Genomic DNA, 22143 nt, shown 5'->3' with positions numbered 1-22143 from the left:
TTCATAACTGAATGAATCTGAAATTAAAGAATGACATGCGATGACAGCTATCAAAGTTTTAAACATTCACAGAGACAAGCACCATGCGTGAAGCCGTTATCGTTTCCACCGCCCGCACACCGCTGACCAAGTCGCATCGTGGCGAGTTCAACATCACTCCTGCCGCCCAGCTGGCTGCTTTCTCCGTCAAGGCGGCGGTGGAGCGCTCGGGTGTCGATCCCGAAATGATCGAGGATCTGATTCTGGGCTGCGGCAACCCCGACGGTTTCCAGGGGCGCAATCTGGGCCGCCAGACCGTGTTGCGCGCCGGGCTGCCGCTGTCGATCGCCGGCACCACGATCACGCGCTTTTGCGCTTCGGGCCTGCAATCCATCGCCATCGCGGCGGGCCGCGTCGTGGCCGAGGGCGTGGACGTGATGCTGGCCGGCGGTATCGAGACCATCTCCGGCATCCGGGCCGGCAACAATCTGCCCACCGACATGGACCCCTGGCTGGTGGAGCACAAGCCCGAGCTGTACATGGCCATGATCGACACCGCCGATGTGGTGGCCAAGCGCTACGGCATCACGCGTGAAGACCAGGATGCGTTCTCGCTGCAAAGCCAGCAGCGCACCGCTGCGGCCCAGGCCGCCGATCTGTTCAAGGACGAGATCATCGCCTGCTCCACACGCATGATGGAAAAGAACAAGGAAACCGGCGAAGTCACCTACCGCGACGTGGTCGCCACGCAGGACAACTGCAACCGCGCCAGCACCACGCTGGAGGGGCTGGTCAAGCTGGAGCCTGTGAAGGGTCCGGGCAACTTCATCACGGCCGGCAATGCCTCGCAGCTGTCCGACGGCTCCAGCGCCTGCGTGGTGATGGAAGCCAGGCTGGCAGAGCGCCTGGGCCTCAAGCCCCTGGGCGCTTTCCGGGGCTTTGCCGTGGCCGGTTGCGAACCCGACGAGATGGGCATTGGCCCCGTGTTTGCCGTGCCCAAGCTGCTCAAGCGCCACGGCCTTACGGTGGATGACATCGACCTCTGGGAGCTGAATGAAGCTTTTGCCTCGCAGGCCCTGTATTGCCAGCGTCAGCTGGGCATTCCCAACGAGCGCCTCAATGTCAACGGCGGCGCGATTGCCATCGGCCACCCCTTCGGCATGACGGGCGCACGCCTGACCGGCCACATCCTGCTCGAAGGCCAGCGCCGCAAGGCCCGCAACCCCAAGGTCAAGTGGGGCGTGGTGACCATGTGCATTGCCGGCGGCATGGGCGCTGCTGGCCTTTTCGAAATCTTTTGATCCCCCTGAGCCGCTACGCGTCTTCCCCCAAGGGGGGACGGCTGCATTGCTGCGGGGCGGCCCTTGCTTGCAGCCTCTGGCGCAAGAGCATGCCAGTTTGAAGATTAAAGGCGCCAGAAGCAGCGCCATGGATTACCAGGAAATAGCAATGGATTTGCAATTCACCCCCCAGGAAGAGGCGTTTCGCGCCGAGGTGCAGGCTTTTCTCAAGGAAAAGCTGCCCAAGCATATTTCGGCCAAGGTCAAGGCCGGCCAGCGCCTGAGCAAGGCCGATCAGGACGAGTGGCATGCCATTCTCAACGAGCGCGGCTGGTATGCGAATCACTGGCCCCAGGAGCATGGCGGTCCGGGCTGGGGGGCGGTCGAGAAGTTCATCTTCGACACCGAGTGCGCCCTGGCCGGCGGCCCGCGCATCGTGCCCTTCGGCGTGAACATGCTGGGGCCGGTGCTGATCAAGTACGGCAACGAGCAGCAAAAGAAGTACTGGCTGCCGCGCATTCTGAGCGGGCAGGACTGGTGGTGCCAGGGCTATTCAGAACCCGGCGCGGGCTCCGATCTGGCTTCGGTGAAGACCACGGCCGTGCGCGATGGAGACTTCTATATCGTCAATGGCCAGAAGACCTGGACCACCCAGGGCCAGCACGCCAATATGATCTTCTGCCTGGTGCGCACCAACCGCGAGGCCAAGGCCCAGGCCGGCATCAGCTTTTTGCTGGTGGACATGAACAGCCCCGGCGTGGAGCTGCGCCCCATCCGCACGTTGGATGGCGACAAGGAAGTCAACGAAGTTTTCTTTACCGATGTGAAAGTGCCGGTGGAGAACCTGGTCGGTGAAGAAAACAAGGGCTGGACTTACGCCAAATACCTGCTGACCTATGAGCGCACCGGCATTGCGGGCGTGGGCTTTTGCATGGCCGCGCTGGAAAAGCTCAAGGTCGTGGCCGCCAAGGTGCATAGAAACGGCAAGCCTTTGAACCAGGATCCGCTGTTTGCGGCCCGCATGGCCCGTGTCGAGATCGACCTGGAGAACATGAAGACCACCAATCTGCGCGTGATCGCCGCCGTGGCCGGTGGCGGCGTGCCCGGTGCCGAGAGTTCCATGCTCAAGATTCGCGGCACGGAAATTCGCCAGGAAATCCTGTCCCTGATTCGCCGTGCCATGGGCATCTACGCGACGCCGTTTATTGAAGAGGCGCAGTACGGCGACTATGCAGAGGCGCCGATTGGCGATCTGCCCGAGGCTGCGACCGCGGCATCCAGCTACTTCAACTACCGCAAGCTGTCGATCTTCGGTGGCTCCAACGAGATCCAGAAGAACATCATCTCCAAGATGATTCTGGGCTTGTGAAATCCCCCCTGAGTCGCTGCGCGCCTTCCCCCCGGGGGGACGATGCCCTCGCTGCGGGGCGGCCCTTGCTGGGCGTCCCTGGCGAACCGGGCGGTGGCATGCGACACCGATTCGTTCGATTGGGTAGAGAGAATTTGTCATGAACTTCACACACACCGAAGACCGCCGCATGCTGGCGGACAGCCTCAATCGCTTTGTGGCCGAGCAATACGGCATAGAGCACCGCAACCAGCTGGCCTATGGCGCAGAGGGCCACAGTCCCGAGCTGTATGCGCAATTTGCCGAACTGGGCACGATCGGCGCGCTGTTTCCCGAAGCGGTGGGCGGCTTTGGCGGTTCGGGCTTTGACATCAGCGTGGTGTTCGAAGCCCTGGGCCGTGGCCTGGTGGCCGAGCCCCTGCTGGGTGCCCTGATCGTGGGCCAGGCACTGATTGCTGCGGGCACAGAAGTGCAAAAGCAGAAGCTGGAAGACATCATTGCAGGCAGCGTGGTGGCTGCTCTGGCGCATGACGAGCCGGGCAGTCATTACGAGCTGAACAAGGTCACGGCCACGGCGGTGAAGACGGCTGCCGGCTGGGAACTGAGCGGTACCAAGAGCGTGGTGGCCTTTGGCGAAAAAGCCGATCTGCTGCTGGTTTCGGCACGCACGGCAGGTGCTGTGTTTGACGAGATGGGCATCAGCCTGTTCCTGGTCGACGGCAACGCCGCAGGCATCACCAGGCGCGGTTACAGTCGTGTGGAAGGTGGACGCGCGGCCGAGCTGAATTTCGACAAGGTGCAACTGGGTGCCGATGCTCTGCTGGGCAGCGAAGGCCGGGGCTATGCAGTGCTCGAGCATGTGCAGGGCTTTGCGTTGCTGGCACTGGCTGCCGAGGCGCTGGGCGCCATGGATGTGGCCAAGCAGCACACGCTGGAGTATTTGCAGACCCGCAAGCAATTTGGCGTTGCCATCGGCAGCTTTCAGGCGCTGCAGCACCGCATGGCCGATCTGCTGCTGGAGGTGGAGCAGGTGCGCTCCACCGTGGTCAATGCCGCTGACGCCATCGACAACGCCCAGGGCGCTGAGCGCGAGAAAATGCTGTCTGCCGCCAAGTACACCGTGGGTTATGTGGGAGCGCTGGTGGCCGAGGAAAGCATACAGATGCATGGCGGCATTGGCATGACCTGGGAGCTGCCGCTGGCGCATTACGCCAAGCGGCTGATCATGATCGATCACCAGTTTGGTGACGAGGACCATCACCTGGCGCGCTTCATGGCCTTGAGCCAGAACGCCTGATTGAGCGAAAACCTGCCTTGCCTTGTGCAAGGCTTTTGGTCTTCCTGAGACAGAGATTGGAGAACAGCAAGATGAGCAGCCAAGCAGAATTGCCCGATGAGATGGATTTCCCGCTGGAAGGGGTGCGCGTACTGGATTTGTCACGCGTGCTGGCCGGCCCGCTGTGTGGCCAGGTCCTGGCAGACTTTGGCGCCGAAGTCATCAAGGTGGAACACCCGGCCCGGGGTGACGACACGCGGGACTGGGGCATGCGCGTGGGCAAGACCGAGACGACTTATTTCAACAGCGTCAACCGCAGCAAACGCTCCATCACCCTGGATCTGCAGACCCCTGAGGCGGTGCAGATCATCTATGACATGCTGCCGCAGTTCGATGTGGTGATCAGCAACTTCAAGCATGGTGGTGCCGACAAGATGGGGCTGGGCTATGACAAGCTCAAATCCATCAAGCCGGACCTGATCTATTGCACCGTGGCCGGCTACAGCAGCCACACACCCGAAGTCAAACGCCCGGGCTACGACCTGGTGATACAGGCCGAAGCGGGGCTGATGGCCGTCAACGGCGACCAGGACATGCCGCCGCTGAAGTTCGGCGTGGCCGTGGTCGACATGATGACCGGCATGTATGCGGCCCAGGCCGTGCTGGCCGCGCTGTTTCGCCGCGAGCGCACAGGGCGCGGGCGCCGCATCGAGATGGCGCTGTATGACTGCGGCCTGACCATCAACGGCTATTGCGGGCTGGACGCTTTGCAGCTCGGCCATGAACCCAAGCGCTATGGGAACAATCACCCATCCATCGTGCCTTACGGTTTGTTCGAAGCGGCAGATGGCCCGCTGATCATCGCAGTGGGCAATAACAGCCAGTTCGAGAAGTTCTGCAGGCAGGTGATTGCGCGGCCGGACATCGTCGAAGACCCACGTTATGCCACCAATGTGGAGCGCTCCAGAAACCGTGCCAGCCTGCTGCCCATTCTTTCGGAGGCGGTGGCGAGCTTCGAGCGCGATGTGCTGCTGCAGCGTCTGGCCGCTTGCGGCATTCCCAGCGGGCGCGCTGCTGGACTGCATGAAGCCTTGGTCAGTGAACGTACCCAGCAAACCGGCATGGTGCAGACAGTGGCGCATGCCGAAGCAGGCTCGACCACGGTGTTTGCGCCTCCCTACCGCCTGGACGGCCAGCGCCTGCCCGTGCGCTGCGCACCGCCCGTGCTGGGAGAGGGCACGCGTGAAGTGCTGCAGCAACTGCTGGCCATGAGCGACGAACAGCTGCAGCAGCTGCAGCAGCGTGGCGTGCTCACGGTTCCGGAAGTTTCGTCCACAAGCGTCTGATTTGTGATGTCTATCGCAGAAGGCGGGCACGCCCATGCCAACCGCCTGCATTTTCCTTAACAAGAAAGAGTTTTCTTATGAAGATCCTGGTCCCTGTCAAGCGCGTGGTGGACTACAACGTCAAGGTCCGCGTCAAGTCGGACGGCACGGGTGTGGACATCGCCAACGTCAAGATGAGCATGAACCCCTTTGACGAAATCGCCGTCGAGGAAGCCGTGCGCCTGAAGGAAAAAGGCGTGGTCACCGAAGTCATCGCCGTCTCCTGCGGCGTGGCCCAGTGCCAGGAAACCCTGCGCACGGCCATGGCCATCGGTGCCGATCGCGGCATCCTGGTCGAGACCGATGTCGAGCTGCAGCCCCTGGCCGTGGCCAAGCTGCTCAAGGCCTTGGTGGACAAGGAGCAACCGGGTCTGGTCATCTGCGGCAAGCAGGCCATCGACGACGATGCCAACCAGACCGGCCAGATGCTGGCGGCCCTGGCCGACCTGCCCCAGGCCACCTTCGCCTCCAAGGTCGAAGTCGCCGGCGACAAGGTGAATGTCACCCGTGAAGTGGACGGCGGCCTGGAAACCGTGGCCCTGTCCACGCCCGCCGTCATCACCACCGACCTGCGCCTGAACGAGCCCCGCTACGTCACCTTGCCCAACATCATGAAGGCCAAGAAAAAGCAGCTCGATACCTTCAAGCCCGAAGATCTGGGCGTGGACGTGACGCCGCGCCTCAAGACCCTGAAGGTCGCCGAGCCCGCCAAGCGCGGCGCTGGCGTCAAGGTGGCCGATGTGGCGGCCCTGGTCGACAAGCTCAAGAACGAAGCCAAAGTGATTTAAAGGAAGAACGACAAATGACTTCTCTCGTTATTGCAGAACACGACAACGCTTCGATCAAGACCGCGACCTTGAACACCGTGACGGCTGCCAAGGCCTGCGGCGGTGATGTGCATGTGCTGGTGGCTGGCGAAGGTGCTGGCGCTGCGGCCGCAGCCGCCGCCCAGATCGCCGGTGTTGCCAAGGTCATCCACGCCGATGGCGCATCGCTGAAGGATGGCCTGGCCGAAAACGTGGCGGCTCAAGTTCTGGCCATCGCTGGCAACTACAGCCACATCCTGTTCCCCTCGACCGCTTCGGGCAAGAACGTCGCACCTCGCGTGGCCGCCAAGCTGGACGTCGCTCAGATCAGCGACATCACCAAGGTGGACTCCGCCGACACCTTCGAGCGCCCCATCTACGCGGGCAACGCCATCGCCACCGTGCAGTCCGCCGATGCCGTCAAGGTCATCACCGTGCGTACCACCGGCTTTGACGCTGCAGCGGCCAACGGTGGCTCGGCGGCTGTCGAAACAGTGGCTGCAACTGCCGATTCCGGCAAGAGCGCCTTTGTGGGCCGCGAAGTCACCAAGAGCGACCGTCCCGAGCTGACCGCTGCCAAGATCATCGTCTCCGGCGGCCGCGCCCTGGGCTCGGCCGAGAAATTCCAGGAAGTCATGACGCCCCTGGCCGACAAGCTGGGTGCCGCCATCGGTGCCAGCCGTGCGGCTGTGGACGCGGGCTACGCGCCCAACGACCTGCAGGTCGGCCAGACCGGCAAGATCGTTGCGCCTCAGCTGTACATCGCAGCCGGCATCTCGGGCGCGATCCAGCACCTGGCGGGCATGAAGGACTCCAAGGTGATCGTGGCGATCAACAAGGACCCGGAGGCGCCGATCTTCTCGGTGGCCGACTACGGTCTGGAGGCGGATCTGTTCACGGCTGTGCCGGAAATGGTCCGGAGCATCTGATCGCAGTAGGGGCGGGCTTCGTGTAAGCCCGTCTCGCTAGAGCGAAGGGCCGAGGTGTGCATCAGACCAATCCGGCCCTGCAAGTCGCTCGCTTTTCCTGGCAGGTCATGCCGCATGGCCTGCATGCCATTCAAAACAAAGAGAGACAAACATGCTGGACACAATTTCTCGCCGGGCCTTCATCGGCACGGCAGCAGCAGGTGCGGCCATGCTTTCACCGGCTGTGAAAGCCCAGGCCGCCTGGCCCAACAAGCCTATTCGCATCATCGTGCCCTATACAGCCGGCGGTTTTACCGATCAGATGGCCAGACTGCTGCAGGTGGGGCTGCAAAAGGCCCTGGGCCAGCCGATCATCGTGGACAACAAGCCCGGTGCGAACAGCTTGATCGGGGTGGACCAACTGGCCAAATCGGCGCCTGATGGCTATACCTTTGGTGTGGTGATTGCTGCCTACGCCGCGAACACCACGCTCTACCCCAAGCTGCCCTACAACCCGAAGAAGGATCTGATCGGTGTATCGCTGATGGGCATCTCTCCATTGGTCGCGGCCGTGGCGAACAATGCGCCGTTCAAGACCACGCAGGAGCTGATTGCCTATGCCAAGGCGCATCCGGGCAAGGTGAGTTTTGGCTCATCGGGCAGCGGCTCCAGTGCGCACCTGACCACGGAGCTGATGAAGCTGCTGACCAAGACAGACATGGTTCATGTGCCCTACAAGGGGGCGGCGCCGGCCTTGACCGATCTGATGGGAGGGCAGATTCCGCTTTTTCTGGATCCCCCGCCCAATCTGATTCAGCCCGCCAAGGCGGGCCGCATCCGTCTGATTGGTGTTGCCAGCGACAAACGCCTGGCTGTACTGCCGGATGTTCCCACGTTTGCGGAGCAGGGCATTCCGGAGCTGCAAGGCAGCACCTGGGCTGCGATGATTGCTCCGGCGGGCGTGCCGCGCGAAATTGTGCAGCGCATGTCGGCAGAAGTCGCCAAGATCATTCGCAGTCCCGAGATTTCCCAGCGCATGCAGCAGACCATGGGGACATTTGCCGAAGGCTCCACACCTCAGGAATGCGATCAGTTCATCGCAGCGGAGACGGCCAAATGGGGCAAGGTGATCCGCGATGCCAAGGTCACCCTGGATTGAGCGGGTGCCGGCCTTGCCGGAGTAAACGGGTTCTCGTTTTTCGCAGCGAGGCCACGGCCATCGTGAAGAAAGCCAGGTCGCTCGTACCTGGCTTTCTGCTTTTTGGCTGGTGTCCCGGAGCGCAATCAGGTTGCAGGGCAGGGGCCAGGATGTCACTTCAGTGGCGGCATGCCCTGGCGAACGGCCCTTGAAAAGTCAATGCTGGCCTGGGCATCGCTGCGGCCGGCCATGGCTGTCCATGCCTTGGCGCGCTCGGTGATATTGCCGGCCTGCTTGAGGGCCTGCAGCGTGGCATGAGGGGCAAGCACGCCGAAGCCTTGCAGATAACTGGGCAGATAGCCTGAAGCCATCAGCCGCCAGTCCAGCGGAAGCTGTGCGCCAATGCTGCGTGCCAGCTGCCAGACGATGGTGGTGCAGTTGGCGGTCAGGGTGTTGTAGAAGCGGGGTTGCTCGATCAGCTCGTCGGCTTGCTGGGCATAGGCCATGAACAGCTCGCGCATGGCCTGGGCGGGCATGTCCACCTGGTAGAGATGGACGGTTTCTCCACGCACATTGGTGCGTACCGCCAGAATGTCGCGCTCGTCGGCGGCGACCAGCACCATCTCGTACCGCCTGAAGAAGCCCGCGAGGGCATCGAACTGCTCGCCACGCTCCTTGCGAATCTCGATGGAAAAGACCAGGTGCTCGCCATTGCTGAAGCCGAAGGACACCAGCGTATGGGCAATGGCTGGGCCCATCCAGTAGGAAAGCGCTACGTCCACACGCTCCAGCCGGGACAGGTCATAGCTGCGCTGCTCCCAGCGAGCATCGAGGTCTTCGTCGCTGCGCCAGCGAAAGTTGCGGACATTGCTCACGCTGACACGCTGGCCCGGACCTTTGATCGCCTGAACTTGCGTGTGCTGGCTGACATCAGCCGCCCAGTCGCGGTGGTCGCTGGGTTTGATCTGCTGCCACCACACCGTCAGCGCCACAAAGCTCAGCAGCCAGCAGGCCATGAGCATGGCCGGGCGCTGACTGCTCCAGTAGGCCACAAGACTGCCCAGCATCCAGACCGTCCATAGCGCCAGCAGCGTCCAGCGCAGCGCGGGCTGGGCCGGGCCTTGAAACCAGAGCGCGCCGCTACCCCATACCCATAGGGCAAGTCCGCAAAGCAGCAACAGAAGAAGTACTGCCATTTTGAGTATCCATGCGTGATGACGATGCATTTGTCAGTGACCGAATCCATACCTGCTGCCCGACCAAAGTGCGGGCCAGTGGCATATTGGAGCATGCCCATATGCGCGATTGCATGTTTATTTGGCAGCGCATAAAAAAGGGGCGCCTGCCAGCGCCCCTTTTGCGTATGCAGCTATCTTTTTTGGCTGCTGATCCGATCAGTGAGCCTTGGCGGCATCGCTGTCTTGCACTTCCTCTTCACGGCGTGCATAGCGCTGGGCCAGCACGGCGCAGACCATGAGCTGGATCTGGTGGAACAGCATCAAGGGCAGCACGATGGCGCCCACCGAGGCAGCGGGAAACAGCACATTGGCCATGGGAATGCCGCTGACCATGCTCTTCTTGGAGCCGCAGAACACCAGCGTGATCTCGTCCTCCTTGTTGAAGCCCAGACGGCGCGCTCCCCAGGTGGTCAGCGTCAGCACCACAGCCAGCAGAATGCAGCACAGCACCGCAAGGCCGATCAGCGAGGGCACGGGAGTCTGCTGCCAGAGGCCGCTGATGACGGCGGCGCTGAAAGCGGCGTAGACCACAAACAGGATGGAGCCCTGGTCCACCAGCTTGACGATGGAGGCGCGGCGCTGCAGAAAGTTGCCGATCAGCGGACGCATCAGGTGGCCGACCACGAAAGGCAGCAGCAACTCCATGGCGATCTTGCCGATGGCGTGCAGGGCATCGCCGCCCTCGGCGGTCTTGTTCAGAATCAGGCTGACCAGAATCGGCGTGACCAGAATGCCCAGCAAAGTGGAGGCCGATGCGCTGCACACGGCTGCCGGGACATTGCCGCGTGCCATGGAGGTGAAGGCAATTGCCGACTGCACGGTGGCGGGCAGCGTGCACAGAAAGAGCACGCCCACATACATCTCGGTGGTGACCAGGGGGGAGAGCAGGGGGCGCAGCGCCAGGCCCAGGATGGGGAACATCACGAAGGTGGCGACAAAAATCCACAGGTGCAGCTTCCAGTGGCCGATACCGGCAAAGATGGCCTGGCGCGAGAGCTTGGCGCCATGCAGAAAGAACAGCAGGCTGACGATGCCGGTGGTGACGAGTTCCACGTATTCGGCAAATTTGCCGGAAGCGGGCACAAAGCTGGCCAGCACGACCACCGCGATCAGCGCGATGGTGAAGTTATCGGGAAGGAAGCGAGGACGGGACATGGTTCTGATGGGGCCGGCAAGGCGAATGGAATGCGGCCGTTGACTTGTAGTGAATCTTGCACAGCGCTCCGGGGCGGTGGCTGTGTATTGGGCACGACTTGCGCAAATCAGATTCAGACAAGAGCTTGGTTTCAAGACGGCAGTCCTTGGCACATCCTTGTTTGCGCAAGCCCTATTGGACATGTATTCGATTCAAAAGAGAAATGGATTTATTCGATAGATCTATAATTTTTTGATATGAATGCAAGTCTGAGACAGCTGCGCGCCTTCGTGGCAGTGGCCACCAGTGGCAGCTTCAGCCGGGCGGCCGATACGCTGGCCCTGACCCAACCAGCCGTCAGCCGCAACGTGACCGAGCTGGAGCAGGCGCTGGGCCTGCAGCTGCTGCATCGCACCACGCGCGAGGTGGAATTGACCGAGGCCGGCCGCCTGCTGCTGGGCAATGTCACGCGGGTGCTGGAGGACCTGGACGCCTGCCTGCTGGAGGTGCAGGGGTTGGCCACGCAGCGCAAGGGCCGTGTCAAGGTGGCCAGCAGCCCTACGCTGTCGGCACATCTGCTGCCGCAGTGCATTGCGCGGGGCAGGCAACTCTCGCCCGACGTCAATATCCAGCTGCTGGACCGGATTCAAAGCGATGTGCTGCTGAGCGTGCGCAGTGGCGAGGTGGACTTTGGCGTGGTCATAGATCCCTCGGAAAAGCAGGATCTGCATGCGCAGGCGATTCTGAGCGAGCCTTTTTGCCTGGTCTGCTTGTCCAGTGACAGGCTGGCGCGCAAGAAAGAGGTGCATTGGGCAGAGCTGGCAGGGCAGCCCCTGGTGCTGCTCGATCATGCCTCAGGCAGCCGCCGCCTGATTGATGCGGCCTTGCAGTCCCATGGCGCTGCGGCACCGGTGGTGCAGGATGTAGGCCACACAACCACGATCTACAGCATGGTGGAGCAGGGGCTGGGGTTGAGCGTGGTGCCGCAGCTGGCGATTCCCAACGACTGGAAAAAGCGCGCGGCGACCCCAGCGAAGGCCGCGAGCGAGGCCGTACTGGTCAGCCGCAAGCTGGTGCCCCAGGTGCAGCGAAGCATCATGCTGGTGCGCCGTCAGCAGCGGGAACTCTCACCCGTCGCGCACGGGGTGTGGGATCTGATTGCCGACGAAGCCAGGCAGCGGCTGGAGCCTTAGCGCTGCTGGGCGTACCTCAGGGGCGCAGCACGATGCGCGAGTCGATCACCAGGCCCTGGGGCTGAGGTGCGACGTACACGGGTGCAGGTGGCGCCATATAGACGGGCTGTGGTGCCTGGTAGACCATGGGGCGATCCCTGCACTTGCGCTTTTCCTTGTATTCGCCGTTGCCCTTCCACTTGCGCTCCACCTTGCACTGGCCGTCCCAGTATTCCTCTTTATGGCTGTGCTTGTGATGATGGTGGTGACCATGGCCATGTGCAAAGCTGGTCGCAGGAACTGCTACCAGAGCAACTGGCAGGCAAACGGAAAGAATGGCAAGAATCTTGTGCATTGATGGAGAGGCAGGTGGCAAATGCCGCAGTGCCTGAAGCTGTTAAAGGCTGTCAAAGTGCGCAAGCTTAAGTGCAATACGCTGAACTTGCTGTATCAAATCATGAGCATTGCTTGCAATGTTCATCAGCTTTGTTGGGCTTGGACCTGGATTGCTATCAGAAATCGAAGCGGCTAGCGCGTGATATGTATTGATTTTGAAGCGATTTTTGCTTGAAAGCAGCTGGCATGATGCGCTACCAGCTACTTTCTTGATAGCGAAACTATCGAGCTTCGGCTGGGGATTGAGTTACCAGGCCTTGATCAGCAGCACCAGACCGGAGATCACGGCAAACGCCTGCACGAACAGACGCATGACCTTGGCATCGATGCGGGTGTGCACAAAGCGGCTGGCGACAGCTCCCACAGCCAGCGCGGGCAGTAGTTGTAGCGCGGCGCTCAGGTGCAGCATCTGCACCTTGCCCATGAAGAGCAGAAATACCAGCGAGATCAGCTCGCCGATCAAGAAGCACAGTGCCATGGTGGCGCGCATTTCGGCCGGGGGGCGGTGCTGGTAGGTCAGCGCCATGGGCGGGCCGCCGATGCCGGTGGCGGTCTCGGTCACGCCGGTGATCAGGCCCGCCATGATGAAGGCCAGCAGCCCCGGCGTGAAGGCCGGAATGAACCAGGTCACGACCGCGGCGGCAATGGTGGACAGACCCACGAAGATGGACAGCGCCTGTGCGCTGAGCAGGGCCAGTACGGCCAGGCCGCCAAAGGTGCCGACCATGCGGCCGGCGCTGATCCAGCTTGCCCCGCGCCTGTCCAGCGCATGACGCTCGCGCCAGGCCACATAGGCGTTCAGCGGCAGCATCAGAATCAAGACACACACGGGCAGCAGATCGGGCGCCAGCAGCGTCAGCACGGGCGCGACGATGAGCGCAAAACCCATGCCGCTGGAGCCTTGCACAAACGAGGCGGCCAGCACCGCCAGGGAGGCCAGCAGCCATTGCTCACCAGTCATTACAGATCACCTCGTGCGGGGTAGATATGGTTGCCAGCCACGGTGCGGGCGCGGTGTGCGTCGGCCGTGGGATGCAGGCGCTGGATAGGGGCCTTGGCAATGGCTGCATGGGCCGCGCTGGCAACTTCGTGCATGAGCTTGCGGGCATCCCAATCCACGGGCCAGCCCTTGAACAGGCGCAGCTTGCCATCGACAAAGCTGGCGACGATCTGGTCGCGCTGGGCCAGGCGTACCAGGTCCCAGGTCAGGTCGATGTTGGTGCACATCTCTGGCGTATCCACATCGACGATCAGGAAGTCGGCCTGCTTGCCCACGGCGATTTCGCCAATGCGCGAGCCCTGGCCTATGGCCGCCGCGCCCGCGTGTGTCGCATGATCGAGCCAGGTCCAGCCAGCGCCAGCAGAGGTATCGCCTGCTGCCATGGCAAAGGCGAACTTCTGCGCGGCCTCGGCGGCATCCAGCAGACGGAAGGCATCGCTGCGTGTGGAGTCGCTTCCCAGTGCGAAGCGTATGCCCATGGCAGCCATCAGCCCGGCGGGGGCAACGGCATTGCCCTTCCAGGCGCTGGCCACGGGGTTGTAGCTGACGGCAGTATCCGTGCGCTGGAGCAGCATCAGCTCTGCCGGCATGACCAGCGTGCCGTGGGCAATCAGGGTCTGGGGGCCCAGGGCGCCGACGCTGGCCAGATGTTCTAGCGGACGCATGCCGCGTGCGACAACCGAGCGCTCCACCGAAGCCAGGTGTTCATTCACATGGGTCTGGAAGATGATGCCGGCCTCGGCGCAGCGCCGCGCCACGGCGTGCAGCATGGCATCCGAGGCCACTTCGGGGATGGAGATCGCCAGCGATGGGTGCACCATAGCATGGCTGGCATAGTCGCTGATAAAGCGGTCGGCCACTTGCAAGGTGGCGGCGCGCTGCTCGGGCGTGCTCTGGTTGCCGCCATCGTTGCAGATCAGGCCCAGCACGCAGCGCACGCCAGCATCGCTGGTGGCGTTGGCGACGGCACTGATTTCGCCCTTGGCGCGAGTGCCGGCATCGCACACGGTGGTGAAGCCGCCGCGCAGCGATTCCAGCGCGGCCAGCTTGGCGCTTTGGTAGACGAATTCATCGTCCAGGCTGGCTTCCAGCGGCACCCAGACGCGGCGGAAGATCTCGGACGGCTCGCCATAGGCCAGCGATTTGCCAAACGACTGCGTCAGGTGGTGGTGGCCGTCGATCATGCCGGGCATGAGCAGCTTGCCGGGCAGGTCCAGCGCAGGAATATGGGCATGGCGCGCGTCCAGCAGGGCGCGCGGGCCCACGTCCTTGAACTGGCCGTTTTCGACAAGCACCGCATGGTCGGCGGCCATGCCGGTCTTGAGCAGCACATGCTGGGGGTGCAGCAGCAGGGTGGAGCCCTGCAGCTGTGCAACTTGAAGGTCTGGATACATTCTTATGCCTTGGCAGCGTGGCTGGCTGGGGTTTCAGCAGGGCTGCTGCCGTTGAAAATCAGGTTCAGAACAACGGCGGTGATGCAGCCCATGGCCAGGCCGTTGCCAAGAATGGGCTGGAGGCCCTTGGGAAACTGGCTGTAGAAGCCAGGCACGAGGATGGGCAGCAGGCCCATGGTCAGAGCGCCGGCCAGCACATACATATTGCTGCGCTGTTGCAGGTCGACCTTGCGCAGAATGTCGATGCCAATAGTGCCTATGACCGCAAAGATGATGATGGCTGTGGCGCTGACCACGGAGGCGGGAATGGCGTTGGCCAGGCGCCCCAGCGGTGCAATCAGAGCCACGATGGCCAGCATCAGCCCGGCCATGGCGGTGACATAGCGGGAGCGAACCTGGGTGGCGCGCACCAGACCGATGTTTTCGCCGCTGGTGATGATCATCGAGGTGCCAAAGAAGCCGCCCGCCAGCGACATCACCGCATCGCCGCGAATGGTGCGTGGCACCAGGGCGCGGGCGCTGTCCTTGCTGTCCACCATTTCGGCCACGGCCATGGTCTGGCCTGTGGCCTCTGCCATCGAAATCACGCTGAAAACCAGCAGCGGAACGGTGGCGGCCAGATCAAAGGTCGGCATGCCAAAGGGCAGAAAGCGGGGCAGGCTGAACGCAGGGCCTTGGGTCACTGCGCTGAAATCCGTGAGCCCCATCAGCGCGGCCAGTATCGTGCCTGCAACCAGGCCCAGCAGCACGGCCAGCTGGCCCAAGGTACGTTTGAACAGGCGTGCAAACAGCAGGGTGAAGCCAATGGTGGCCAGCGCCAGACCGATATGCGTGAGGCTGGCAAAGTCAGCCGAGCCGGGCTTGCCCACGATGATGCCGCCATAGACCTTGAGCAGATTGATGGACACCAGCAGCAGCAAGGTGCCGATGACAACTTTGGGGAAAAAGCGCAGCAGGCGCGAAAAAATCGGCAGGATCAGAAAGTAGAACAGCGAGGTCAGAATCACCGCGCCGCAGGCCGTCTGAAGGTCGCGCTGCTGGGCAATGCCCAGAAACATCACAATCGGTGCGCCGCCCGGCACCATCACGAATGGCAGCTTGGCACCCATGCGCGCCGTGCCCAGCGATTGCAGGATGGAACCCAGGCCGCACATCAAAAACGTGGCGCTGATGAGGTTGACCGTGAGATCGGCAGACAGATCCAGTGCCTTGGACACCAGAAATACCGAGGTGATGGGGGCCGCCGCCATCACCAGCACATGCTGAAGGGCAAAAAGAATCAGTTGTGGCCAAGGAAGCGGGCTGTCAACACTGTCTGGGCGGTAGGCGTCTGTCATAGGGGCGGAAGGCTGCATTGAGAAGCTCCCAAAACGTTTTGGGTGACAAGGAAGAAAAACCGCCTGGCTGAAATCAGCAGCAAGCGGTGCTGTTCGATTTCCCAAAACGTTTTGGGTGGACTAGAGTATACGAAAGAATCAAGACCTGCCGCCCATCCAGTGGGCTTGTGCAGGTCTGCCCACTTTCTGCGCCTTGTCACCGATGAATCAAGCTACCGACCCTGCCCGCACACCACGCGTGACGATTTCGGATGTCGCCCGTCAGGCGGGTGTGTCCGTCACCACGGTTTCGCACGCGCTCAATGGCCGGGGGCAGGTGGACCCTGCCACTCGTCAGAGAGTGGAGGAGGTGGCAAGGGAGCTGGGTTACACGCCCAACCGTCATGCACAAAAGCTGCGCGGCGGAGGCTCCAACATGATTGCACTGATGTCATCCATGCCGTTTGCCGTTGCGGGCGGCCCTTCCAGGCTGGGTTTTTTGATGGAGGTGGCGTCCGTGGCGGCAGCCTCGGCTTTGGAGCGCGGCATGGCCATGGTGCTGGTTCCGCCATTGGAAACCGGGCAGCGGTCACTTGATTTTCTCGATATCGACGGAGCGTTGCTGATAGAGCCATCTGCCGACGACAAGCTGCTGAAGGAGCTTGTCGTCCGCGGTCTGCCCGTGGTGTCCATCGGCAAACCCGGTGGCGACGCCTTTGGTCAAGTGCCCTATGTGGATCTGCTCTCGGGACAGACCGTGCAAATGCTGCTGGAGCATATGCGGGCGCAAGGTGCGCGGCAGATCGCCATGGTTTTAGGCGCTGCCGAGCGCAACTCCTATGCGCAGGCCGAGCTGGCCTATCAAGCCATGGTCGAGGCTAATGGCATGGAGCATATTTCCTTGCGGGTGGATGAGAGCAGGGGCGAGGCGGGAGGGCGCGACGCAGCCCGCATGCTGTTGGCTGCACATCCGCAAATCGATGCGCTGCTGGTGCTGGTCGATGTGTTTGCCGTGGGAGTGGCCCAGTATCTGCAGCAGACTGGCCTGCGCGTGCCTCAGGACATCATGCTGGCCACGCGCTACGACGGTATTCGCGCCCGCACGAGTGAGCCACCGTTGACCGCAGTGAATCTGCATCTCGACCAGGTGGCCCGGCTCGCGATTGATTTGCTGTTCGAGCGCATGCGCCGTGGCAGCCACCGACTGGTGGCGCCAAGCCCTATGCCGGAGTTGGTGGTCCGGACGTCCACCAGATAAGCCAGTGCATGCGCTACCCCGGCTGTGAGCAGATCGCTTCTTAGTGGCGACGTTGCTGAGGGGGCTGACCGCTACCCGAGCGTTCGATGTGACGGAAGGTCAGGCGACCCTTGTTCAGGTCATAGGGCGACATTTCCAGGGTGACCTTGTCACCAGCCAGCACGCGAATGCGGTGCTTGCGCATCTTGCCGCCGGAGTAGGCAATCAGCTGGTGGCCGTTGTCCAGCGTGACGCGAAAACGGGCATCGGGCAAAACTTCATCCACTCTGCCTTGCATTTCAATCAGTTCTTCTTTGGCCAAAACGTATCCTTTCGAGAGAGATTCAATTCAACTGGTTTTCCAACACCATGCAGCGCCCTTCGGCGAGTGCATATTTGCTGGCAGAGCCTGCGTTGTCGAACTGGCGAATGAACCGGAAGATCCGGTCATATTTGCCGCGGCGAATGGAGACCGATGCGGTCACCTTGCCGGTATGAGTAGGTTGTGTGAGGGCAGTTACTACGTAGTTGCCGACACGCTCTGTAATAGATTCTGTGTGCATATCGAGTCAACGGCGGTGCCATCTCCTGTCGTCAGGAGAGATACCGTCCAAAAAGAGAAAACCATTCGGCTCGTCTGAGCCTGAACGATGCGCGCCTGCCGCTTGCGGGAGACGCGGACTTCTTGCCAGGGAGCACTAGGCAACAAGGAGCCTAATGTGGGCAACGTGAGAACTGCCGGAAAACTGCTGCGTGGGGCAAGTGCCACACAGCAAAGCCCGCTAATTATAAAGCAATGCTGCTTTATATGCAAATTGCATGAAGCTGAGGAAGTCTATTGCTTCCAGTCATGCCGAGTTGCGTGAAATCACCATCAGGTTGCGAAACGGGTAGGGGGTATGCAGATGATGAGCTCGGGTTTTCTGAGCTGCGTCATGCACACGACATTGATAGTTATAAAAAGTCAGAAAAGAAACATAAAGTGTCTGTCCTTCCCGCTCTCCTACCGTCAAGATCCACATGCCGAGCTTAGAAGACTTGTTTATTCAATGGCTCGAGAGACTAGACAAGGCTCATCCCTGTGGAAGCCAGGAAGAAGCGTTTTTGTTGCTCAAGGCAGAGTGGATAGCGGTCAATCTGCAAGCGGGTATTTCCGAGGATACGGTCAGGAGCATTGCCAGCGGGCGCCTGTGTCGGGAGCATGGCTGGATGGGTTTGGAGACCCGTGTTGCCTATCAGGATCAGACCTATAGTGCCCGGATTCGTACCTATTTGCATGTCGATGGAGCAATCGTGATCCAGTGCATATCGCAAGGCCATGAAAAAGTTCTGTTCCACCTCCAGGGAGGAGGCGCGGCGGCGGTGAAGCCGGAGTTGCGATCTCAGGAGCTTTAGAAGTGCAAGTCTGAGTTCAAAAATAAAGCCCGAGCGGCCGTCATGAAAAACCAAAAAAAGCCCCAGGTGCTTGCTAACCTGGGGCTTTTGATTTGGTGCCAGAGACATGAATTGGCATGGACGCTGCCATATTTGGACGTTGTGTTTCGCCGCTATCGTGACAAGGCAAAGCTGTCGGGCTTTACCTGTCGCGATAGCCGCCATACTGCCGCCACCCGCATTGCTCAAAAATTGCATGGCCTGGACCTTTGCAAGATGTTTGGCTGGACGGAGCTAAAGCGAGCAATGATTCGGTGCTCCCGGAATGAGAAAAGCCCGCTCAGTGGCGGGCCTAGATTACATCTTTAAGTGATTTTTACGGGCATGCCGTATTCAAAGGCGAGCGCGGGCGAATGCGCTGTCATGTGCAGAGCGGCGCTTGCAAACAGGTGCGCTATAGGGCGCTCTCAGCGAAGTCGCATGTGGATGCGTCAGGATGTGAGCATTGAAAGAATGGTGAAACTTCAGAGTTTTGACAGCCTTAGCATGGACTCATCCAATGAAAGGAGATCGTCATGAGATCGCTATCAGCCGTTGCTTTGCTTATCGCCGCTGGTGCACTGGGCGCTTGCTATGACAAGGGGCCCAAACCGGAGTTGCAGTCTCGACCGCCAGCAACAGGGGGGATGGATGCGCCGGCTCCCGGATCTCAAATGCCGTCGCCCGAACCATCGCCAGCAGCTCCTGGAGCTAGCACACCAGGTCAGCCTCAGCAGTAGCCAATGAGGCTCTTGGTGGCTGGCGTGGCCCCTAGAGGGCATGCAGCAACTTCTCGATTTATCGAGGCACGAAGCTGTCCGGCCCTAGAGCGGGCTTCGCCATTTGACTAGAGGTTGCCTCCGGAGATTTCCAGCAGGCTGCCTGTGGTGTAAGGCGATTCGTCCGACATCAGCCAGACTATGGCGTTGGCCACCTCCACGGCCGTTCCGCCGCGTTGCATGGGGACGCCCGGAGCCAAGCGCCTTATGCGATCGGGCTGCCCACCGCTGGCGTGGATGTCCGTGTCTATCAAGCCTGGGCGGACTGCATTCACGCGGATTCCCTCGGCTGCAACCTCTTTGGCCAAGCCGAGTGTCATGACGTCCATGGCACCTTTGGAGGCTGCGTATTCGACATATTGGCGCGGTGCGCCCAGCCTTGCTGCAATGCTGGAAACGTTGACGATGGCGCCGCTATGGCCCCCTCGCGTTGTGCTCATGCGTAGCACGGCTTCCCTTGCGCAGAGGAATACCCCGATGGTGTTGAAGCGCAACATGCGCTCCCCGGTTAGCTATGTCACTGTCGTGGCGGAGTCCACAATGCCTGCGTTATTGACAAAGGCATTCAACTGCCCGAACCGCACATCGACCACAGCGAAGAGACGGCGAATCTGATCTTCACAACCGATGTCTGCCTGAACCGCCATGGCGTGCCTGCCCATTTCTGTGATTTGAGCAATCACAGCGTCTGCAGCTTTCTGGTCTGAGTTGAAGCCGATCACTACATCCCAGCCTTTGGCAGCAGCTTGAAGCGCTGTTGCCGCGCCGATGCCGCGGCTGCCTCCGGTAATGAGTACGACTTTTTTATGCATGAGTCTCCTTGGTTGCTTCAGTGCGCATGAACATGCTGCGCACCAGTTGGGTTTCTGGGGCAAAGATGTTTAACAAACCACTTTGGCCAGCAACCATAGACTTCATCGGTGAACCAAACAGGAGGACACGATGAAGAAGCTATTGGCCGTTGCTGCAGTGGCATTCGGGCTGAGTGGATGCGCCATTTATCACGATGGATATTACGACGATGGCTACAAAAAGCCGCATCCTCATGGCTGCCCTCCAGGGCAAGCTAAAAAGGGCAACTGCTGATGCAACAACTGAATATAGAAATTGGCTATGATTTTGCTGCTGCTGATTAATTAGTGGGGCGTGTATGGATCAAGCCGATGTCAGTGCAACCTACGCAATGAGTCCGCGTAGGGTTATGTTTGAGTACCAAGCGAACGGGGAAGTCCGTTCAGCAGCCATCAGTGGTGACGCGCTTGAGCGTTTGGCGGGAGGCAAGGATCTCGCCGGGCCCGCACAACATTTGGCGGCATACCACGCGCATTGGGCGGCAATCCATGGCGTGGCGGCCACAAAGCATGAGCAGGGCCATCAGCCTGTGGTTCGGGTCGGCGATATTCAGGGCCGATAGCCACGGCGGGGCGGCAGGTCTCATGCTTATGAGCAGGCTCCAGAGACCTCTTTCTTGATTTCCTGGAGCTGCAGGTCCAGCTTGGCCTCGTCCTTGAGTTCTTTCTTCTCTTTCTTGCCAGGCTTGCGGCCCTCGGTTTTTTCGATGTGCTCGGCCTTTTCATTGACCTTGCGATGGAGCCCGCTGGCCGGCAGCAGCTTGGACTCGCTCATGAAGCACATCACCCATTGGTCGGCCACGGATTCGGCCAGTGGGCCATGCTGCTCGCCGCGCGGCGGCACCCAGCCCACAGAGCACTCCTGTGTGGCGTCGCACTCCTCGAAGACTGTCTTTTGCAGCGCATCTTCCAGCACCTGCAGATCGCCCTGCCAGGTCCCGGCAATGCGGTAAATGGTCATGTTTTTAAACATGGGAATTCCAGAAAGCAACGCCCGCATCAAAGCGGGCGATTGAATGATTGGGGTACTGAAATGAGCAATACAACATCAACTTACAGAGGTCCGGAGTAACAGGAATAGCCTGCAAGACTCCACTTACTGAAGGAGTTGCCATGAAAGCGCTACTTGTAATTGCGGCGGTTGCTGCGGCTTTGGCTGGTTGTTCAATGCCAAGGCGTGATTCAGGATCGATGCCCGCCCAAGGAGCGAGCCAGCCGATGGGGAGCATGTCTATGAGCGGTGACCGGGATCGTTGGATGTATGACGAACATGGGCGGCCATGGAATGGTGGTGACGGTGTGTTCTTTGGCGCTCAGAATATGTAGGCTGGCCAGCCGTTATGGCTTTTCTGTGAGGCACTGCACGGTGCTTTCGTCCAGTCACTCGGCATGCATGCCGGGGCAGGCGAATTCATCGCGCAGGCTTTTGACCCGCGCTGGTGGCTCATCGGCCTGGGCCTCTGGGGCGGAGAGCCAGGCGGCCAGCAGCAGGACGCCGACGAGCACCAGCAGGAGGTCGAAAATCGTTTTCGGCATGAGTCGTCTCCGATTATGTATGAAATATGGGTCTGGTGCTTATTGAGAAAGCGCTAGCAGCTATGAAATTTGATGATTCAAAGCGGCTAGGCTTCGGGCGTGAGCGTGATCAACATGGCCGCGCCGACCAGAAGCCACTGAGCGGCAGTCAGCAGCTTGAGCTGGAGATTGGTGAATACAGGGCTTGGTCGCGTTGGGGGGGGTGTTCATGAAAATTCAGTGGGCAAAGAAAAAAGCCCGCGAGCGGATGCTGCGGGCTTGAATAAAGAGCCGGTGACCTTTCAGGTCGCGCTTGGGGAAGAGTCAAGAGGGAGGGAGGAGAGAAGCCCCAGGCCCGGCGTAACTGGTATTCGGTGACTGATAGGGAGGATGGGAGTCTTGCGCTGTGTATTGAGTTGCTGGCTATAGAGGGAAAAAGCCGGTGACCTTGCGGGTCGTGCCTGGGGAACAGTTTGAGAGGGAGAGGAGCAAGGCCCAGACTCGGCTGTGGAGGTATTGGATACTGCGCTACCTTTAAAAAGGCTTAAGGGGGATCACATTGCGAGCTCCATTGAAG

At 60.8% G+C, this 22143-nt stretch carries 20 protein-coding genes and 2 pseudogenes; 10 read left to right on the top strand and 12 right to left on the bottom strand.

What is annotated here, in order from left to right; translation table 11 throughout:
• Nucleotides 1-83 precede the first annotated feature (83 nt).
• The 7 genes from QMY55_RS14800 to QMY55_RS14770 all read left to right on the top strand — a co-directional run bounded on the left by QMY55_RS14800 (nt 84) and on the right by QMY55_RS14770 (nt 8141).
• Entirely contained in the window at nt 84-1280 is a 1197-nt protein-coding gene (locus QMY55_RS14800) for an acetyl-CoA C-acyltransferase (protein ID WP_283484953.1), read from the top strand.
• 148 nt (nt 1281-1428) lie between these two features.
• A complete protein-coding gene (locus QMY55_RS14795) occupies nt 1429-2628 on the top strand; it encodes an acyl-CoA dehydrogenase family protein (protein WP_283484952.1) in 1200 nt (399 codons plus the stop codon).
• Nucleotides 2629-2767: 139 nt separating this feature from the next.
• Complete coding sequence (locus tag QMY55_RS14790; RefSeq protein WP_283484951.1) at nt 2768-3904, top strand: acyl-CoA dehydrogenase family protein; 1137 nt, start codon at nt 2768-2770, stop codon at nt 3902-3904.
• Between the two features lie 71 nt (nt 3905-3975).
• The gene (locus tag QMY55_RS14785) at nt 3976-5229 is read left to right on the top strand and encodes a CaiB/BaiF CoA transferase family protein (protein ID WP_283484950.1); all 1254 of its coding nucleotides are present in this window, start codon (nt 3976-3978) and stop codon (nt 5227-5229) included.
• A 77-nt stretch (nt 5230-5306) separates the two neighbouring features.
• Nucleotides 5307-6056 (top strand): electron transfer flavoprotein subunit beta/FixA family protein, encoded by a 750-nt coding sequence (locus QMY55_RS14780; protein ID WP_283484949.1) that lies wholly within the window; start codon nt 5307-5309, stop codon nt 6054-6056.
• 14 nt (nt 6057-6070) lie between these two features.
• Nucleotides 6071-7003 carry an electron transfer flavoprotein subunit alpha/FixB family protein gene (locus tag QMY55_RS14775; protein WP_283484948.1) on the top strand — a complete coding sequence of 311 codons (933 nt, stop codon included), beginning with the start codon at nt 6071-6073 and terminating at the stop codon, nt 7001-7003.
• Nucleotides 7004-7157: 154 nt separating this feature from the next.
• Entirely contained in the window at nt 7158-8141 is a 984-nt protein-coding gene (locus QMY55_RS14770; protein ID WP_283488971.1) for a Bug family tripartite tricarboxylate transporter substrate binding protein, read from the top strand.
• Between the two features lie 152 nt (nt 8142-8293).
• Here QMY55_RS14770 and QMY55_RS14765 read toward each other — a convergent pair whose 3' ends face one another.
• Both QMY55_RS14765 and QMY55_RS14760 read right to left on the bottom strand, forming a co-directional pair.
• Entirely contained in the window at nt 8294-9316 is a 1023-nt protein-coding gene (locus tag QMY55_RS14765; protein ID WP_283484947.1) for an Lnb N-terminal periplasmic domain-containing protein, read from the bottom strand.
• A 198-nt stretch (nt 9317-9514) separates the two neighbouring features.
• Nucleotides 9515-10513 carry a bile acid:sodium symporter family protein gene (locus QMY55_RS14760; protein WP_283484946.1) on the bottom strand — a complete coding sequence of 333 codons (999 nt, stop codon included), beginning with the start codon at nt 10511-10513 and terminating at the stop codon, nt 9515-9517.
• Between the two features lie 237 nt (nt 10514-10750).
• On the opposite strand from QMY55_RS14760, the gene QMY55_RS14755 reads away from it, so the two are divergent.
• A complete protein-coding gene (locus QMY55_RS14755; RefSeq protein ID WP_283484945.1) occupies nt 10751-11686 on the top strand; it encodes a LysR family transcriptional regulator in 936 nt (311 codons plus the stop codon).
• 16 nt (nt 11687-11702) lie between these two features.
• On the opposite strand, the gene QMY55_RS14750 is transcribed toward QMY55_RS14755, so the two are convergent.
• The 4 genes from QMY55_RS14750 to QMY55_RS14735 form a co-directional block, all read right to left on the bottom strand.
• Entirely contained in the window at nt 11703-12020 is a 318-nt protein-coding gene (locus QMY55_RS14750; protein WP_283484943.1) for a hypothetical protein, read from the bottom strand.
• A gap of 288 nt (nt 12021-12308) precedes the next feature.
• Nucleotides 12309-13022, bottom strand: a complete 714-nt coding sequence (locus QMY55_RS14745; protein WP_283484942.1) for a sulfite exporter TauE/SafE family protein — start codon at nt 13020-13022, stop codon at nt 12309-12311.
• Nucleotides 13022-14455 carry an amidohydrolase family protein gene (locus QMY55_RS14740; RefSeq protein ID WP_283484941.1) on the bottom strand — a complete coding sequence of 478 codons (1434 nt, stop codon included), beginning with the start codon at nt 14453-14455 and terminating at the stop codon, nt 13022-13024. The genes QMY55_RS14745 and QMY55_RS14740 overlap by 1 nt, the downstream gene beginning before the upstream one ends.
• A gap of 2 nt (nt 14456-14457) precedes the next feature.
• On the bottom strand, nt 14458-15810 hold the full coding sequence (locus QMY55_RS14735; RefSeq protein ID WP_283484940.1) for a uracil-xanthine permease family protein: 1353 nt from the start codon (nt 15808-15810) through the stop codon (nt 14458-14460).
• A gap of 184 nt (nt 15811-15994) precedes the next feature.
• Between QMY55_RS14735 and QMY55_RS14730 the strand changes: the two genes are divergently transcribed.
• Nucleotides 15995-17029 carry a LacI family DNA-binding transcriptional regulator gene (locus QMY55_RS14730; RefSeq protein ID WP_283484939.1) on the top strand — a complete coding sequence of 345 codons (1035 nt, stop codon included), beginning with the start codon at nt 15995-15997 and terminating at the stop codon, nt 17027-17029.
• A 40-nt stretch (nt 17030-17069) separates the two neighbouring features.
• Here the strand turns inward: QMY55_RS14730 and infA are convergent, their stop codons facing one another.
• The 4 genes and pseudogenes from infA to QMY55_RS14710 form a co-directional block, all read right to left on the bottom strand.
• Nucleotides 17070-17330 (bottom strand): translation initiation factor IF-1, encoded by a 261-nt coding sequence (gene infA / locus QMY55_RS14725; protein ID WP_283484938.1) that lies wholly within the window; start codon nt 17328-17330, stop codon nt 17070-17072.
• Between the two features lie 22 nt (nt 17331-17352).
• A complete protein-coding gene (locus QMY55_RS14720; protein WP_283484937.1) occupies nt 17353-17571 on the bottom strand; it encodes a hypothetical protein in 219 nt (72 codons plus the stop codon).
• A gap of 499 nt (nt 17572-18070) precedes the next feature.
• Entirely contained in the window at nt 18071-18640 is a 570-nt protein-coding gene (locus QMY55_RS14715; RefSeq protein ID WP_283484936.1) for a hypothetical protein, read from the bottom strand.
• A gap of 628 nt (nt 18641-19268) precedes the next feature.
• Nucleotides 19269-20012 (bottom strand): annotated as a pseudogene (locus QMY55_RS14710) (SDR family oxidoreductase).
• Between the two features lie 130 nt (nt 20013-20142).
• On the opposite strand from QMY55_RS14710, the gene QMY55_RS14705 reads away from it, so the two are divergent.
• On the top strand, nt 20143-20286 hold the full coding sequence (locus QMY55_RS14705; protein WP_283484935.1) for a hypothetical protein: 144 nt from the start codon (nt 20143-20145) through the stop codon (nt 20284-20286).
• 369 nt (nt 20287-20655) lie between these two features.
• On the opposite strand, the pseudogene rdgC reads toward QMY55_RS14705, so the two are convergent.
• A pseudogene (gene rdgC / locus QMY55_RS14695) lies at nt 20656-21024 on the bottom strand (recombination-associated protein RdgC); the annotation flags it as partial.
• Nucleotides 21025-21431: 407 nt separating this feature from the next.
• Complete coding sequence (locus tag QMY55_RS14690; RefSeq protein WP_283484934.1) at nt 21432-21587, bottom strand: hypothetical protein; 156 nt, start codon at nt 21585-21587, stop codon at nt 21432-21434.
• Between the last annotated feature and the right edge of the window lie 556 nt (nt 21588-22143).

This window comes from Comamonas resistens (assembly GCF_030064165.1).
Taxonomy (GTDB): Bacteria; Pseudomonadota; Gammaproteobacteria; order Burkholderiales; family Burkholderiaceae_C; genus Comamonas; species Comamonas resistens.
Note: the sequence above shows the minus strand (reverse complement) of the source record. Positions and strands in the feature narration are given on the sequence as shown.

Coding starts and splice junctions, on each gene's coding strand:
- QMY55_RS14800 (WP_283484953.1), top strand. CDS start 84: ATGCGTGAAGCCGTTATCGTTTCCACCGCCCGCACACCGCTGACCAAG.
- QMY55_RS14795 (WP_283484952.1), top strand. CDS start 1,429: ATGGATTTGCAATTCACCCCCCAGGAAGAGGCGTTTCGCGCCGAGGTG.
- QMY55_RS14790 (WP_283484951.1), top strand. CDS start 2,768: ATGAACTTCACACACACCGAAGACCGCCGCATGCTGGCGGACAGCCTC.
- QMY55_RS14785 (WP_283484950.1), top strand. CDS start 3,976: ATGAGCAGCCAAGCAGAATTGCCCGATGAGATGGATTTCCCGCTGGAA.
- QMY55_RS14780 (WP_283484949.1), top strand. CDS start 5,307: ATGAAGATCCTGGTCCCTGTCAAGCGCGTGGTGGACTACAACGTCAAG.
- QMY55_RS14775 (WP_283484948.1), top strand. CDS start 6,071: ATGACTTCTCTCGTTATTGCAGAACACGACAACGCTTCGATCAAGACC.
- QMY55_RS14765 (WP_283484947.1), bottom strand. CDS start 9,316: ATGGCAGTACTTCTTCTGTTGCTGCTTTGCGGACTTGCCCTATGGGTA.
- QMY55_RS14760 (WP_283484946.1), bottom strand. CDS start 10,513: ATGTCCCGTCCTCGCTTCCTTCCCGATAACTTCACCATCGCGCTGATC.
- QMY55_RS14755 (WP_283484945.1), top strand. CDS start 10,751: ATGAATGCAAGTCTGAGACAGCTGCGCGCCTTCGTGGCAGTGGCCACC.
- QMY55_RS14750 (WP_283484943.1), bottom strand. CDS start 12,020: ATGCACAAGATTCTTGCCATTCTTTCCGTTTGCCTGCCAGTTGCTCTG.
- QMY55_RS14745 (WP_283484942.1), bottom strand. CDS start 13,022: ATGACTGGTGAGCAATGGCTGCTGGCCTCCCTGGCGGTGCTGGCCGCC.
- QMY55_RS14740 (WP_283484941.1), bottom strand. CDS start 14,455: ATGTATCCAGACCTTCAAGTTGCACAGCTGCAGGGCTCCACCCTGCTG.
- QMY55_RS14735 (WP_283484940.1), bottom strand. CDS start 15,810: ATGCAGCCTTCCGCCCCTATGACAGACGCCTACCGCCCAGACAGTGTT.
- QMY55_RS14730 (WP_283484939.1), top strand. CDS start 15,995: ATGAATCAAGCTACCGACCCTGCCCGCACACCACGCGTGACGATTTCG.
- QMY55_RS14720 (WP_283484937.1), bottom strand. CDS start 17,571: ATGCACACAGAATCTATTACAGAGCGTGTCGGCAACTACGTAGTAACT.
- QMY55_RS14715 (WP_283484936.1), bottom strand. CDS start 18,640: ATGCAATTTTTGAGCAATGCGGGTGGCGGCAGTATGGCGGCTATCGCG.
- QMY55_RS14705 (WP_283484935.1), top strand. CDS start 20,143: ATGAAGAAGCTATTGGCCGTTGCTGCAGTGGCATTCGGGCTGAGTGGA.
- QMY55_RS14690 (WP_283484934.1), bottom strand. CDS start 21,587: ATGCCGAAAACGATTTTCGACCTCCTGCTGGTGCTCGTCGGCGTCCTG.